The sequence below is a fragment of the Vreelandella rituensis genome (assembly GCF_003336665.1).
Classification (GTDB): Bacteria; Pseudomonadota; Gammaproteobacteria; order Pseudomonadales; family Halomonadaceae; genus Vreelandella; species Vreelandella rituensis.
This window is the reverse complement of sequence record NZ_QPIJ01000071.1, coordinates 1-15,103: the sequence shown is the minus strand read 5'-3', so window position 1 is coordinate 15,103 and position 15,103 is coordinate 1. Positions and strand designations below refer to the sequence as shown.

Here is a 15,103-nt window from a genome sequence, read left to right as displayed (position 1 = left end):
GGTCACCAACCTGCCAAGTCGCTCAACCCTGGCAAAGAAAGTGGTGGCCATCTACCGGCAGCGGATGCAGATTGAAGAAGGCTTTCGCGACGTCAAAAGCCCGCTGTTCGGGCTGGGCTTCAGGATGCATCAGTCTCGTCAAGGTAAGCGTATCGAGATCCTGCTGCTGATCGCCATGTTGGCCAATGTGGCCATGATGGTGGCTGGCCTGAGCGTCAGGGCCAATGGGGAACAAAAACGCTACCAGAGCAACAGTATCACCCACCGAAATGTCCTGTCGGTATGGCGTTTTGGGCTGGAATGGCTTCGCCGGCAGCCTCCTGGTGCTGTGCCCTGGCCGTCTTGGGCATCGCTTCAGGAAGCCCTGCGTGAAGAAGCGACTTCTCAAGCGTTACATGATGAATAGCATCAACTTCGTGGGGATCCGTCAGCGTTAAAGGTCTTCGACTTGACGCCCATGGCGGTGAGCGATACGCCCACGGGCTTGTGAAACACAACGCGATTAAGGCCCATGGCGCGCCCAGCTGCGACATTTGCCTGGCTGGCGTAGCCGCCATCCGCGACCACAGCGCGAGGCAGCTTGCCCAGAACGGATCGATGAAAATCCAGTATCGGCAGAAACAGCGTTTTATCGCCCGGATTCCCCTCTTCGATGGTCAACGCGGTGATAAAGCCGCTCACTTCACTGCTCAGATTGATTTTATGACCGTACTGCACGTCGCGGAATCCCTTGACGATGATATCGGTATGCGGCTCAAACAGGCTGACGAGCTTGTCCGAGGAGGGCACCCGTTCGCCCTGGATGACACGACGTTCGGTCTGCTGGATCACGCGCGACATCAGCTCCCTGTAATGCGCCAACGCATCCAGCCATTTCTGTTGAGCCGCTGAGCCATCCCCGCCTTCGAGCACCTGCCGTTGCCCGCGATCCGCCTGCTTCAATACTAGCCGTGCGATCTTCAGCAGGTCGGGATAGAGCTCATCCTTGGCCGCCTTTTTCGCGTTGAATATCCGAAACGCCAATGATTTTGACGCCTTACGCTTGTCCGTAAAGCGGATTTTCAGGCCGGTGTCGGCGTTGCTTTTTGCCAGCAGACGACTGATCACACGAACGCCGTCATTCAGCAACTGGCTGTCACTGGGTGGGGCGATGTAGCTGGCCACCACGGTACTGTCGATACGCAGTTTATCCATGGAAAGGACACCCTCGCGCATCAGGTGTCGGGTCAATACCTGATGCGCCTGCTCCAGCGTTTCCGGCGTGATGCGGCGGATCGTGGACTGCAGGCAAGACCGGCTGGGCGACAGCTGAGCCGGCAATCGGGTGAAGGTTCGGTAGGTCACCGAATCCGACAGATGAAACGCCAGCTGTTCATAGTTGCATCCCAGTTGCTGCCTTAACACCAGGCAACGCAGGACACTCTCTGCGCTGAGACCGATTCGCCCCACAGCTGATACGGACACATCGATTAAATCGGCGGCCACCAGATTCAGAATCTCGGGCTGCCTATCCAGGACTTCCGACAGCTTCTGGAGCTTTATGCCGTACTCGTGATTCGAGTAATGTTCGAATATACTGGCCTGAGCATTGCGGGTCTCTCGCATGCGGGATCCTCTTGGTTGTTGGCTGTTTTTGGGTCGCACTTAAAACATACCAGAGCCAAGAGGGTTTTTGTCTATTCTCAGAATTTTTACCAGAAAATCATGTAGTTGTTAGTTTCTGGATGGGCACTAGTTAATAGATTTCCAAACGAGCAATATCGCGAGACTGCAGTTTGGCTTCGGTCTCCTGGTTTTGCGCCAATCTTTCGAACAGCTTCGACTCTTCCGGAATCGCCGACAGTTCGGCACGCAAGCGATACATATCGATCAGTGTTTGGTGTGCCGTCAGCGCGTTAGTGCGAATGTCCTCTACACTGGCGCAGCCAAGACATTTTGGAATGCGTGACAATGCCCCAGGATGAATGAACTCTTGACTATCGATTAGCCAAGTCTTCAGTAAGTTTGGTTCGGCATCCTCGATATAATTTGCCATCGACCGACTCATGCGTGCCTCTCGGTCAGCTAGGAACGTTAATGTCATTCTCATACGTTCATCCGTCTGACTGCCGGCAAGTTCCCCGTACTGCTCCGCTAACTGGTCATGAAACTCAACGATCCAATGCAAAAGATCCTGAACTTGACGGAATGCCATGCGAACCTCCTTTCTGGCCAAATCATGGGTACGTTAGCTACCGTGTCTCAGCAACATGGCTTTGATATATCCGATGGCGCGCATCGGGTTGAGTCCTTTGGGACAAACCCAGGTGCAGTTGGCGATCTGACGACAGCGGAACACACTGAAGGGATCATCGAGTTCAGCCAGCCGTTCTTCAGTGGCAGTATCGCGACTGTCGATCAGGAACCGGTAGGCTTGGATGAGGCCTGCGGGCCCGATGTACTTTTCGGGATTCCACCACCAGGAGGGACAAGCCGAGCTGCAGCAGGCACACAGGATACACTCATAGAGGCCGTCGAGTTTCTCGCGCTCCTCGGGACTTTGACGGCGTTCGGTTGCCGAAGGCGGCTCGTCGTTGATCAGCCAGGGACGAATCTTCTCGAACTGCCGGAAAAAGAGTCCCAAGTCGACGGCCAGATCACGAATTACCGGCATCCCCGGTAGCGGACGCAGGGTCAGGGTATCCGACTTGCCAAGCACCTCCTCCACCGGCGTGATGCAGGCCAAGCCGTTCTTGCCGTTGATGTTCATGCCATCGGAGCCGCATACCCCTTCTCGGCAGGAGCGTCGATAGACCAGAGTGGCATCCTGCTGCTTCAGATGTTCAAGAACATCGAGCACCATCGCTTTGCGGAAACGCTCCTCCACCTCTCGCGTTTCGACGCGTGGCACAGCGTCTTCTTCCGGATTGTAGCGATAAAGTCGCACCTTGATCATGACTGCTCTCCTATTAGGGTCACACCGTTCAATAGATCAGGTGCAGGCCCCTGGTGAGAATCGTTCCACATCACTCTCGCCAGTAGCCGTTGGCTGCGGCAACGGTCTGAAAATGCGTGGCGATCACATGGGAGACCGCGATCAAGCTGTCGGGATCTTGTGCATATTCAGGACGCTTTTCCTTGCGCATCTCGGCATCTGGCTGAGTGACAGCCACCCCTTTCTGGGACAGAGTAATGGCCAGAGCAAAACCTTCCTGGGGCGTCTCGGTGATCAAACTCGGTAGCCAGGCATCGCGCGAATCTTTCGCTTTGGCATCGTGATTGTCCGCCATGGCGGCACTGCCCAGCACCAGTGTAACGGCCAACATCACGGCACCTGCAGTCTTGCCAAGCGGGAAAAATACTCGGTCAGAAGTCGGCATGGAAGCCTCCTGCATTGTACTGTGTCATAGGTCAGATGTTACCTGTCCTTAAGATGCATCAATAACACCTATTCTAGAGTAGCCCATACCGTTTCGTCGTCAATAAATCAGGATCGAGCTTTCACGCCCCGCCACTAAGCCTCCGCGGACACCTCGCGTGTCCAGCCCCAGTCATCGAATAACACGTAGAGCGCAGGGATCACCAGTAGCACCAACACGGTGATGGTCAGCAGCCCGAACACCACCGACACCACCAGGGGCTTGATGGCGTCCGCCTGGGTACTGGTCTCCAGTAGCAAGGGCAGCAGGCCGACGATGGTGGTGGATGAGGTGATCAGGATGGCGCGGAAGCGGTCGCGAGTGGCTTGGCCGGCGGCGTCCGCGGCCGCCATTCCCGCTGTGCGGTTCTTCTTGATGAACTGGACCAGCAGGATGGCGTCGTTGACCGCGATACCGGCGAGTCCGGCGGCGCCGATGAGCGAGGGCATGGACAGGTAGTAACCCATGATCACATGCCCCCAGATGGCGCCGATGAAGGTCAGCGGGATCGCCAGCATGACGATCACCGGCTCCACATAGCTGCGAAACTGAAAGGATAGAATCACGAAGATACCCACCAGGCCGATCAACAGGGCGCGGCCAATCGAGCGTCCGGTCTCGGCGGAACTGGCCACCTGTCCCTCGAAGATAACCTCCACCTGGGGATAACGCTTCTGGAAGTCGGTTAGCCAGCCGCTGCCCACCAGATCGTTGACGATGGCCTGGGCACTGGCCTGACGAGCGTCCACGTTGGCCTCCACTGTGACCGTGCGCCGCCCATCGATTCGGGTGATGCGCGCCCATTCGCGGCGCTCGACCACCTCAGTCACCACGGAGAGTGGCACCCGGCTGCCGTCGGGGAGCATGAGGGTCTGGTCCGCGAGGTCATCAAGACCGTCGCGGTCGGTCTCGGCCTGACGCACCAGTACCTCGATCTCCTGTTCGCCGATACGCTGGGTATCGGCAATCTGGCCAAGCAGAGCAGCACGCAGCTGGCTGGCCACCTCTTCAGCGGTAAGCCCTAGACCGTGGGCGCCCGAGGCCAGGGAGTAGGCGCGCTGAGGCTTGCCCAGGCGCTGGTCATCCATGACGTTGTAGACCGCCGAGTAACCCTCGAGCTGCTCGGACAGCTCCCGTGCCGCCGCCTTCATGTCGTCGAGGTTCTCGCCGATCAGGCGCACCGCCACCGGCACACCAGCGGGGCCGAAACCCGGCTCCTGTATGATCAGGCGTTGCAGACCCTCGATCTCACCGATCCCCTTGCGCCAGGCCCCGGTCAGGGCATCCAGGGTCAGGGTGCGCTGCTCGGCGGTGAGCAGGTCGATGCTGACCGTAGCCACATGGGGACCTGTCTCGCGGGCACTGAGGTTGTGATTGAAGCGGACCTGAATCGCCTCGACCAGGGCTGCACCCGCCGGTTGCTCGGGAGAGTAACGCGCATCAAGTTCGCGTATCGCCGTCTCGACCTGTGCCGCTACCATTTCGGTTCGTGCAAGGGGGGTGCCTTGGGGCATCAGAATACGCGCCTCCAGCACGTCGCCATCAATGTCGGGCATCGCCTCGCTACCGACGTGGCCGCCGACCATGAAACCGGCCGATCCCAGTATCACCGCCAGCACCGCCCCCAGTACCGCATGGCGAAAGCGGATCGCCCGGTCGGCCAGCCGTCCTACGCCCTCACGGAAACGCTCGAAGCTGCGGTCGAAGGCAACGCGCAGTCGCGAATCGTGGCCCTGCGGAAGGTGCTTCACGCTGCCCTTGAGATGATGAGGCAGGATCCAGAACGCCTCAATGAGACTTGCCGCCAGGGCGGCGATCAGCACCACCGGCAGTACCTCCAGCACCGCTCCCATTTCACCGGCGAGGAACGACAGCGGTGCGAACACCACCACAGTGGTCAGAAACGACGACATCACCCCGGGCAGCACCTGACGAGTCCCAGCCACTACCGCCTCCAGAGGTGTGGCGTTCCCGTCAGCATGGGCAACGATGTTGTCGACGATGACCACTGCGTCATCCATGACGATGCCGATGGCCATCAGCAGGGCCACCAGGGTAATCATGTTCAGGGACAGTCCCGACACTGCCATGACGAAGAAGGCACCCATGAACGCCACCGGAAGTCCCAGAACCGCCCACAGCGCCAGACGCGGGCGAAAAAACAGGCTCATCACCAGTACCACCAGCGCCAGGCCCATGAGACCGTTGGCCACCAGCATCTGCAGGCGGTCGCGGACGATGCTGGTCATGTCCTGCGTCAGGGTCAGCGAAATATTGCTGTCGAAGCGGTGATGCTCCGTCTGGATCAGCCCTTCGAGGTGTTCCTTCACCGTCAGGGCATCGTCGCGCAGGCTCTTGCTCACCTCCAACACCAGCGCCGGTTCGCCGTTGAAGCGAATTTTCTCTTCCTCACGCTCGCCAGTCTCGGTCAGGGTGGCGATATCGCCCAGGGTCAGCTCGCCGCCAGCCGGATCGGACATCACCACCAGGCTCTTCAATTCGCGCAGCGAGCGGCGCTGGTCGGTGAAGCGCAGCAGGATATCGCGTTCGGGCGTCTCCAGGGTGCCCAGCGGCAGGTCCAGGCTCTGGGCCGAGATACGCCGTGCCAGCTCGCGGGCCGAGAGGCCGTGTTGGCCGAGCACCTCGCCGGGCACTTCCACCTGCCACTGGCGCTGGGACATGCCATGGAGGGTGACATCCGCCACGCCGGGCAGCATCATGATGCGCTCCTCGAGGCGCAGAGCGTACTCCTCGAGCTGGCCCACGGGCATGTCGGCCGACACCGCGACTGCCGCCACCAGGTCGCTACGATGCAACTCGCGCACCACCGGAGGATCGGCCCGGGCCGGAAGCTCGGTGATGGCACCGACCTCGGTGTCAATCTCGCTGAGAAAGCGCAGGGGATCGCCGCCGGCCTGCATGGTGGCGGTCGCTCTGGCCAGGTTGTCCTGGGCCACGCAAATGAACTCGTCGAGGTACTCCACCCCCTTCACCGCCTCATGCAGGCGCCGGCACACGGCGTCCTCCACATCGGCGGCACTGGCCCCGCGATAGACTACCTCGACGCTCACCTCCACGGGGCGGTAGTCGGGAAAGGTCTCGCGTTTGAGTGAAGGGGCGGAGAAGAGCCCCGCAGCCAGCAGCAGCATCAGTAGCAAATTAGCGGCGGTAGGATGGGCGGCGAACCAGCGAATCATGGCTGCTCTCCCCTTTTCTCTTTACCCCGCGCCTGATCGGCAATGCGTGCCTCCAGGGCCTCGTCACGACGTGGCGCCAGCGCCATTCCGGCGATGGCCGCAGGCAGGTCATCGACCACCACGTGCTCACCGGGATCAAGCCCTGTTCCGATTAATGCCAGGCCGCCCTGGGTGAAGGTTACGCTCACTGTGCGCCGCTCGAGGCGCTGGTCGGCATCCACCAGCCACACCTCGCCTTGATGCACCGCACTGGCCGGTATCGCCAGTTGCGATTCGGGGCTCGGTGCGGAAAGCCGTACGCGGACGTACATATCGCGCTGCAAGGGTGGGCGGTCAGGCGGTCGGGCATCGCGATAGGGATGATCGACCCGCACCACGGCGCGTACTGTGCGAGTGGTCGGATCCAGCCCGCTGGCTACGCGCACAAGTTCCCCCGACCAGCCTACATCTGGCGCTCCCGCCAGCGACAGCTCGGCGTCCACGGCGGAGAAGTCCAGGCGCTCATCCAAGTCCAGTCCCTGACTGAAGGGGTCCTCGGGCAAGATCGCGCCCAGCAAGCGGCGCATCATGGCAATGGGAATATGCGCCTCCACCTCGGCGGCGGACAGGCTCTCCGCCTGAAACAGCCGCTGCCCCCTGGTGACAAACTGGTGGAGTTCTACCTCCACTTCGGCCAGGCGCAGGTCGTAGGGTGCCACGAAACGGGTATCCTCAAGATCACGCTGGGCCTGGACCAGGCGCACCGCGGCACGCTCACGCTGGGCTTGGAGCACCTCGCGCCGCGCAGGTATAAGCGCCAGGGTGTTCTCCAGCGAGGTCACTGCCTGGCGCTGCCCCAGGGTGCTGCGCCGTTGCTCGTCACGCTGTGATGTAGAGACCGAACCGCTCTGTGCCAGCCGTTCAATCCGCGACTGCTCCTGCTCGGCAAGGGCAAGCGCCTCCCTCTCCAATGCCAGCAGGCGGCCGGTATTTTCCTGCTCGGCTTCAAGCTGGGTCAGCTCGCCGGCTAGGCTCGCCATTTCAGCCTCGGCCTCGGCGATGACCAACGCATAGCGGCTGGGATCCAGCGCCACCAGCAGGGTGCCCTCGGGTAGCAGGGTACCGCTTTCAAGCTCCGGGTGACGCTCCACCACGTGGCCCGCCACATTGGCCACCGCCTGCCAGGTTTCGGCAGGACGTGCCACCCCATGGCCACGTGCCTCTAGACGAAATGTCAGAGGCCGGGCTTCGATGACCCTGACCGGGGTGTTGGAGTCCGTCGCTTCCTGACGCTCGGGGGCCTGACGGTTCGCCACAAAGAAGACCAGCAGCGCCACTCCCGCCGCTATCCCGACAAGCACTGCCAGCATCCGCCCAAGTCGCCTGTTCCAGGGCCTCATGCATTACCTCCTGTATCCGCACGGATGCCATGCAGATAAAGATCAAGAGCTGCCGGCGCTCGATCGATAATGCCTGCCACGTCGCCGGCTATCAGCGACTGCAGTACCAACCCCTGTATGCAGCCGATGAACTGGGTCGCTGCAACGTTCAGATCGAGTCCGGGACGCAGACGACTCTGATGCTGGGCGTTTTCGAGCAGGCCCAGCAGGCGCCGTTGATAGCGCGTCATCAGTCCACGCACCATGCGGCTGGCTGCGGTAGGGTTTGGATGCTGCAACTGGCCCATCAGTAGCCGAGGCACCCCAGGATGCTCGGCGATGAAGGCCACATGGGCCAGAAACATCGCCTCAAGGGCATCCAGAGGGTCATCGGCTCCCTCGGCGGCGGCGCCGACCCGCGCCATTACCCGCTCGGCGATCCAGGCCACTACCGCCTCCCAGATAGCATCCTTACTGGGGAAATGGCGAAACAGTGCGCCCTGAGTTACGCCCATGTGTTGCGCGATGCGCCCAGTAGTCAATGTGGCGGGTTCTTCCTCCCCGCACAGAGCGATGACCGTCTCCACGGTGCGTTCGCGGCGTGCCTCGGCCGAGAGGTTACGTTTGGCAGTCATGAGGGGGTTCCAGAAAGATAGTAATCAGTCACTATCTAATCATGGCAGCATTATTTCCGCCAGTTAAACCTTCCTCAGGATAATCTCGATCAAAGGGCATCGGCGCCGGGTGGTCTATTTGCATGCCGCCTGACGCGCTATCCTGAAGACATCGCTGTTAGTAACGCCTGCTGGCGGCGATGCTAAAGAATGAAGGAGTCTTTATCCATGAGTGACAGCAAAACGCCCGAAACGATTCGCTACAAGCGTGCTTATGAAAAAGCCGAGAAGAGTGACGGCTACCGGGTACTCGTCGATCGGATATGGCCACGGGGTGTGCGCAAGGAAACGCTTGCCCTGGACGCATGGCGAAAAGACCTAGCGCCGTCCAACAAACTGCGTCGGTGGTTTGGCCATGATCCCCAACGCTGGGCAGGCTTTTACCAAAAGTACTTCCGCGAACTTAAGGAGAAGCAGCAGGCAGTCGACGAACTTTTGGAAGTCTGTGGTGACAGGCCCCTGACGCTTGTCTATGCCGCCAAGGACGATGAGCACAACAATGCCGTAGCGCTGAAAATGTTTCTCGAAGCGTACCAGGCAAGCAACCAGTAGGCCTGAGCCCCACTTCATCAGCCCCAGCCATCTGGCAAGCTTGTTCCGGTTGCTGGGGCCTTCTCCAGCTGGCAAGTAACAGTAGCCTAATAGCCATTGCAGACAGCCAGTGGCTCTCGGATAGTTGTGCCTTGCTCGACCCGAGCTCGCAGTGGCCTGGGCGCCATCCCGATCAAATCCTTGTTTGAGGCGGGCGTTTCTGTGGCAGTGGCCGCTGCGGTTGCACCCGACAGATCGCAAATTACGTCTGAGCCACGGTGAGCAAACCGACTTCTGCCCGCTCTGCAACGGCAGACCGTTTCATGCTTGACCGGTGATCAGCGCCTACTACCCATGCCACGATCGGGTTCACTCAATCAGTTCAAAAAATATCTTGATCTGCAAAATCGATTTTTCCTGGAAGCAGCTTAATCTTCTGATATTTAGTCCAATTCCTCGGGGGCCAGTCCCCATTCTTCCGGGACATCTGAGGCTTCTAGTCCCTCGAAACGGTCTGTCACGTAGGCGCTGTGACAGGCTACACAGGTTTCGGTCATGCGACCAAAGAGCTCAACTTGACGGGGGGTGTCTTCCGCGTGGCCAGCCTCGGCCAGTGACGCCGAGAGCTCGTGCAGATAGGTATCTATTTGCAGGAATTCCGGTGGAACAGACGCCTTCAAATCCTGACGATCTTCATCGGTAAGCGACTGTGCCATGATGAAGCTATCGTGAATCGACTGCCCCTTTTCGGCAACCATGGCGTGTCGACCCTGAACAATGGCACTAAAGACCTCGTGCATTGCCAGCTCGACTTGAATCATTTCCTTTATCAGCAAGCCCCGCAGCTTTGGCGTCAGGTCAGACCCGACGGGCTCAGCGGCCACGCTGGACACCAGCGTGGCCAACATGAATGAGGAAACAAGGGCGACTGTTCGAGTGATGGATGGATGGTTAATCATCTGGACCTCCTGGGCACTTGTAAGTGAAAGCTCTCTTCTATTTGGTGAGTTATATCCGAGGTACTTTCAAGAACCGTCGTTGACATTGGTTGACACAAGCCCAGTCGGGGAGAAAATTCTGGTCTGTTCGTTGCCCAACTGACGCACCTCAACTCTGGCGTTAGGTTCGAGCGCAAAATGTTAAACAAAAAGATCGAAAGGTAGAATTACTCATAACTCGCTGCCCAACTGGTGCGGCCAAGCTCTGTGGCGCGGATAACGTCTGTTTCAGGAATCACCGATATGTCCCCCAGTTCCCTCGGGTCGTAATGAAATACACACAAACGTGAAGCGAACTCTGCGAACGGCAGCGATGCTTCGCCCGGGCGCTCACCATGACTCTCTGTTGAACAGTTAATACCTTGGCCCCAATCCTGGCCGCTGTCATTGTTGGGATTGAAGAAGTAGGTCCGCATCTCGCCATCACGATCAATATTGACCCGGATAATGGTTATAGCATGGCGTCCAACCAGGCGCCCGCCACTATCGGTGACCGCGATACCGGCAGGCTGTGGATGGATAACGGGGATATTGCCGTTGTAATAAGGGTGATAGCAGGCATAGAAGTGCCGGATAAAATCCTCATAATCACGGATTTTCCCTGTGTCCCGACTAATAACACTGAGAAAGCCATGCCCTACCCATCCACCATACATTTCAGGATTGATCCAGCGGTGCAGGTCGTCGTCGCGCACGCCGCACAAGCGCCCCATCTCGCCATAAATGCGGTCAAGGTGAGGTATCAAAATCAATGAAACTGGATCTACATCGGTTGGGGGCTCCTTCGCAAGGCCTGCTTCCAGGTGCTGGGAGTTAATATACTGGCCCTCGAAGCGCATGACGACGTCGTCATCACGGGCTGCCCAAGCTACCAGCTGCAACAGGTAATAAGCGTCGTTGAAGGCCCACATGGAAAGACCAATAACCGACTGACACGTCGGGTTATTACCCTGACCAATACCCAACGGCTGACCCAGAAGGTTCAGTACACCGGCCAGCAAATACACCCGTGGAGGGTGCGCGTCACCGAAAACTGCGCTGAGTCTACCGGATGCCGTCTTGCACAATTTCAGTTCAAGTTGCCGCCACAGGCCTGCAGCAACTGCAGGGATGAAGAGAGTTCCGCGCTCAAGAAACATCGCAAGGCCATAAACAGCCTGACTGGTTTCCGGATGAGCCACTTCATCGATCAGTTGGAGCACAATCTGGCGGTAGCTTTGAAGCACATCGTTGCCGGTGATGCTCAGGCCCAACGCCATGGGTATCAGGTCATCCCGGTGCCCCCGAAGCTGTTTTAACAACATGGGATGATAGGGGGAAACCATGCCCGTCTCCTGCATCCCACTGGCAAAACCTTTCGCCTCATCAAACAATGCGACATCGTCCATGGCGGCCAAACGTTCACCGTAGACCACAAAGCCTGGATCATCGCGGCAGCCTACCGTCGGACCAAATAAAGCGCTGACAAGACGCGCTGCTTTGTGCATGCCCGTGGTTTCGATTGCCGGGTCAAACAAGCATTTGGCAATCTGGCTGACCATCTGCTTGATACTGTCCATTTGTATCGGGCGCTGGGCCAGCAAACGTAATACCTCATCCACCAGGCTGTCGAGAATACTTTCATAGCCCAGCCGATTGAGCAGAAACTGGTAAAGCGAATTGACGATTTCACCCAGCCCTTGTGGCCGCTGTCTATCCGCCTCGCTCATCTGGCCTGACAGCAAATCGAGATTCAGTGCGGTCACCTGGGTCAGAAAGTGTCTGGCCTGCTCTGCTGAAATTTCGGGATGGAGATACTCACCCATGGCCACGGAAAGCAGGCGTAGCTCACTCAGGGCTTCGATGGCGGTGTAGGGCGGAGCTCCCTGGCGTAACGTTCGCACAGCCAGCGCAGGCCGCAGAATCGCGGGTTGGTCCCAGTCACTATTGGTGAATACACCCTTGGCTTCCATCGCCGGTACTCGAGCGTACAACGCGTCCAGTCCGCCGGGAGTTTTCATAACATGAAGTGCCGCTTCCAGAACCTCTGTATTGTACGCAACGGAATCGCTCAGGAGAGCAAGCCCGAGCCGTTCCAGCGCCTCATCGAAGTTTGCAACAGCAGCGTTGGTGTCTGCATCAGAACTGCTAATCGTCACAATACCCTCCTTACCTACTCAAAATGCATCCAGCACCAACAGTTAGCAGAAATACCAGCTAAAGTTGCGGCTCAGGCGCACTTGGCAGCTGCGATCGCGCGAACGTCAAGTGTCGTTCTGAAGCCGATTATTTGAAAGTTTGCGCGCGGCCCAGAGCAATGCCGCCGACGAACTTCTCGTAGCTTTCACCGATCTTTGCACCGGTAATATCGGCCATGCGCCAGTCAGTAAGTGTTGACGGTGATGCCGTCGCTCGCAGACTCCTTAGCCGTTGCCTGCGTTAGAGCGCGTACGGCAAATTTGGTCGCCTAATACACGCCCAACAAAGGAAACCCTTCATGACCCGCGATGGATGACGCGCTGATGATTTTGCCTTTGTGTCCACGCTCCTTGAACTTCACTGCAGCGGCCTGAATGCCCCACAAAACGCCATGGATATTGACCTTGAAAGTCTTTTCGACTTGTTCAAGTGTGATCTCGGCGATGGACTGAATACTGGCGACACCCGCGTTGTTCACCATGATGTCAAAGCCGCCGAGTTCTTTTTCGACGTGGTCGATGGCGGCATAAACTTCATCCCGATTCCCTGTCCCGCACCTGTTATCAGTGCAACTTTTCCGTCAATGCTCATCTTCGCGCCCCTTGACTTTGATTAAACCAACCATGCCCAAATAAATTGCCTGAGTATGTTCGATATCGCACAGACTCAAGAATTCCAAAGACTGGCACTCCCCAATGAAAGGGACTCCTCCCCGGCTGCAAGCCCCGATGTCTGAAAAACGTAAGCCGATGCGTGCGTATAGTCGGTCTTGTTGGGGTAGCTAACCCCTGACCCTAATGAACGTCGCGCACCTTCTCTCCTCAACGGGGAGGCGGCTTCTTTCAGCCCACACCTGCAACAGGTTTTGAGAAGGTCGGTCTGACCTGTTTTTCATCTTTCGGTGCTCGGCAGGTAGCGGTCCAATCGCCTTGCTAACCTTGCGGTGGTGGCCGTTTACACCGCCGTCACCTCATGGACCGCATGAAAATCGTTACGGTAAGACGTTTTCCGGCAAAGCATCGCCCACGCAATGCGTACGTTTTTGTTGGCCAAGGCAACGGCCGCCCTGTTTTGCCAACACGACTGACTAATGCACGTAACCACTGGCTTCTGGCATCTTGTTTATCGCCAACGACACGAATGGCGGCGTGTGCATCTCGTATGAGGGCGCATTTGAGTGATACCTGCCCGGTACGCCCAATGCCTCGCATATTGGCAGAGCTGCCGCTGCTATATTGTTTTGGTGTCAGGCCGATATAAGCCGATGCCTGGCGTCCGTTTTGGAAAGCTCGACCGTCACCCAACGCACTGTAAAGTTGCGTCGCTGATACCACCCCGACACCTTCAATTACCATCAGGTGACGGCAAGTCGCAAACGCGTGACTTACTTGCTCTACTTGCTGGTCAAGGCTCTGAAGCCGTTCGTTGAGTCGATCAAGTTCTTCCATCTGGTCAGCAAGCAAGTCGCACATCACCATGGTCAGTTCATTTTCCGCATCTTCCAGCGCTCGCCAGACACACTGCGTCAGTGATTTTTGTCCGCGACCGCTGATCATGCCGTACTCCAGCAATAAGCCATGTACCTGGTTGATCAGTTGAGTACGCTGCTTGATATAGCGACCGCGATGTGAATGCAGCCCGTAACATTCTACAAGCCGGCACCGCGCTGTTAGCCGGTGCTGAGAGTTGAAGCAATACCGAGGGGCACTCGGGAATATACGCCTGTGGAGTTTGTGTAAGACCGGCAATACCAAGGTATTGAGGCGACGGGCAACGAAGCAGGAATCAGGAAGGTGACGACCTGGGAATCCCCTTCCACAAGCGCGCTAGCGCTGAAGGTGGGGGAGGATGTCAAATCTGCTTTCGGTCGAGGCTGTGTGAAAACACAAGAAATCAGTTGGCTGTTGCCGCGTGCAACCATATAGCCACTTTTAACGGCTAGCGAGACTCTTCAGAGCACCTTCATGTCATTTCAGTCAAACGCCCTGTTAGCCGCCAGTCATGTTCATGAAGCGCACCACCTGCACATCGCCGTCGGTGGTGAAATGATGGCGTTCGGGCTTGAAGCGCATGGCATCGACAATCGCGGCCTTGAGGCGTTCCAGGTCACCGGGATGGCGGCGTATCACGCTGCGCAAATCGACCGAATGCTCGTTCCCTAGGCACAGCAGCAAACGCCCCTCGGCGGTCACCCGTACCCGGTTGCAGGCCTCGCAGAAATTGTGGCTGTGCGGTGAGATAAAACCGATGCGTGATTCACTGTCGGCCATCCGGTAGTAGCGTGACGGCCCCAGGGTGGTTTCGGTGGTGGGTAACAGCGCGTGCTGAGCTTCGATGATGCTGCGCACCTCGTCACTGGAACAGAATGTCTCGGCACGATCGTGCTCGCTCACCTGCCCCAGCGGCATTTCCTCGATAAAGCTGATGTCCACGTTTTCGTTGCGGGCGAAGTCGACCAGGTCGAGAATTTCGTCGTCATTGCGCCCCTTGAGAATCACGGCGTTGAGCTTGATGCGGGTAAAGCCCGCCTCGCGGGCGGCACGGATGCCGTCAATGACCCGCTTGAGGTCGCCGGTGCGCGTGAGCGCCCGGAAGCGCTCGGGCACCAGGGAATCGAGGCTGATGTTGAGCCGGGCAAGGCCACCCTGGTGCAGTAATGCCAGTCAGTTAACGCTGACTGGCATTTTTCTTGGTGGGGTATTTCTGTGGTCGGCGCCTGACCGATCGAGGATAAGACCGCTCGCGTCGCTCAGGCAGGACGAAGGCAGG

General features: G+C 58.2%; 11 protein-coding genes and 3 pseudogenes. 2 read left to right on the top strand and 12 right to left on the bottom strand.

Going from position 1 to position 15,103, the window contains the following annotated elements; all coding sequences use genetic code 11:
* The coding region (locus DU506_RS18970) for a transposase (protein WP_147273782.1) at nucleotides 1–406 on the top strand (406 nt) is incomplete at its 5' end.
* A 23-nt stretch (nucleotides 407–429) separates the two neighbouring features.
* On the opposite strand, the pseudogene DU506_RS18965 reads toward DU506_RS18970, so the two are convergent.
* The 7 genes and pseudogenes from DU506_RS18965 to DU506_RS18935 form a co-directional block, all read right to left on the bottom strand.
* Nucleotides 430–1,605 (bottom strand): annotated as a pseudogene (locus DU506_RS18965) (ISNCY family transposase); the annotation flags it as partial.
* A 130-nt stretch (nucleotides 1,606–1,735) separates the two neighbouring features.
* On the bottom strand, nucleotides 1,736–2,194 hold the full coding sequence (locus DU506_RS18960; protein ID WP_114488431.1) for a hypothetical protein: 459 nt from the start codon (nucleotides 2,192–2,194) through the stop codon (nucleotides 1,736–1,738).
* A gap of 33 nt (nucleotides 2,195–2,227) precedes the next feature.
* A complete protein-coding gene (locus DU506_RS18955) occupies nucleotides 2,228–2,932 on the bottom strand; it encodes a succinate dehydrogenase iron-sulfur subunit (protein ID WP_114488433.1) in 705 nt (234 codons plus the stop codon).
* 73 nt (nucleotides 2,933–3,005) lie between these two features.
* A complete protein-coding gene (locus DU506_RS18950) occupies nucleotides 3,006–3,359 on the bottom strand; it encodes a hexameric tyrosine-coordinated heme protein (protein ID WP_220254469.1) in 354 nt (117 codons plus the stop codon).
* Nucleotides 3,360–3,493: 134 nt separating this feature from the next.
* Nucleotides 3,494–6,595 (bottom strand): efflux RND transporter permease subunit, encoded by a 3,102-nt coding sequence (locus DU506_RS18945; RefSeq protein WP_114488430.1) that lies wholly within the window; start codon nucleotides 6,593–6,595, stop codon nucleotides 3,494–3,496.
* Nucleotides 6,592–7,974, bottom strand: coding sequence for an efflux RND transporter periplasmic adaptor subunit (locus DU506_RS18940; RefSeq protein WP_114488429.1), 1,383 nt, complete (start codon nucleotides 7,972–7,974; stop codon nucleotides 6,592–6,594). Before DU506_RS18940 ends, DU506_RS18945 begins: the two co-directional genes overlap by 4 nt.
* On the bottom strand, nucleotides 7,971–8,588 hold the full coding sequence (locus tag DU506_RS18935) for a TetR/AcrR family transcriptional regulator (protein WP_114488428.1): 618 nt from the start codon (nucleotides 8,586–8,588) through the stop codon (nucleotides 7,971–7,973). The genes DU506_RS18940 and DU506_RS18935 overlap by 4 nt, the downstream gene beginning before the upstream one ends.
* 207 nt (nucleotides 8,589–8,795) lie before the next feature.
* Between DU506_RS18935 and DU506_RS18930 the strand changes: the two genes are divergently transcribed.
* Nucleotides 8,796–9,179 (top strand): DUF488 domain-containing protein, encoded by a 384-nt coding sequence (locus DU506_RS18930; protein WP_114488427.1) that lies wholly within the window; start codon nucleotides 8,796–8,798, stop codon nucleotides 9,177–9,179.
* A 422-nt stretch (nucleotides 9,180–9,601) separates the two neighbouring features.
* On the opposite strand, the gene DU506_RS18925 is transcribed toward DU506_RS18930, so the two are convergent.
* The 5 genes and pseudogenes from DU506_RS18925 to DU506_RS18905 all read right to left on the bottom strand — a co-directional run.
* Entirely contained in the window at nucleotides 9,602–10,117 is a 516-nt protein-coding gene (locus tag DU506_RS18925; protein WP_114488426.1) for a hypothetical protein, read from the bottom strand.
* Nucleotides 10,118–10,323: 206 nt separating this feature from the next.
* Nucleotides 10,324–12,294 (bottom strand): hypothetical protein, encoded by a 1,971-nt coding sequence (locus tag DU506_RS18920; RefSeq protein ID WP_114488425.1) that lies wholly within the window; start codon nucleotides 12,292–12,294, stop codon nucleotides 10,324–10,326.
* 308 nt (nucleotides 12,295–12,602) lie between these two features.
* A pseudogene (locus tag DU506_RS22030) lies at nucleotides 12,603–12,869 on the bottom strand (SDR family NAD(P)-dependent oxidoreductase); the annotation flags it as partial.
* 430 nt (nucleotides 12,870–13,299) lie between these two features.
* A complete protein-coding gene (locus DU506_RS18910) occupies nucleotides 13,300–13,890 on the bottom strand; it encodes a transposase (protein WP_114488424.1) in 591 nt (196 codons plus the stop codon).
* A 432-nt stretch (nucleotides 13,891–14,322) separates the two neighbouring features.
* Nucleotides 14,323–14,988 (bottom strand): annotated as a pseudogene (locus tag DU506_RS18905) (GTP 3',8-cyclase MoaA); the annotation flags it as partial.
* Nucleotides 14,989–15,103 lie beyond the last annotated feature (115 nt).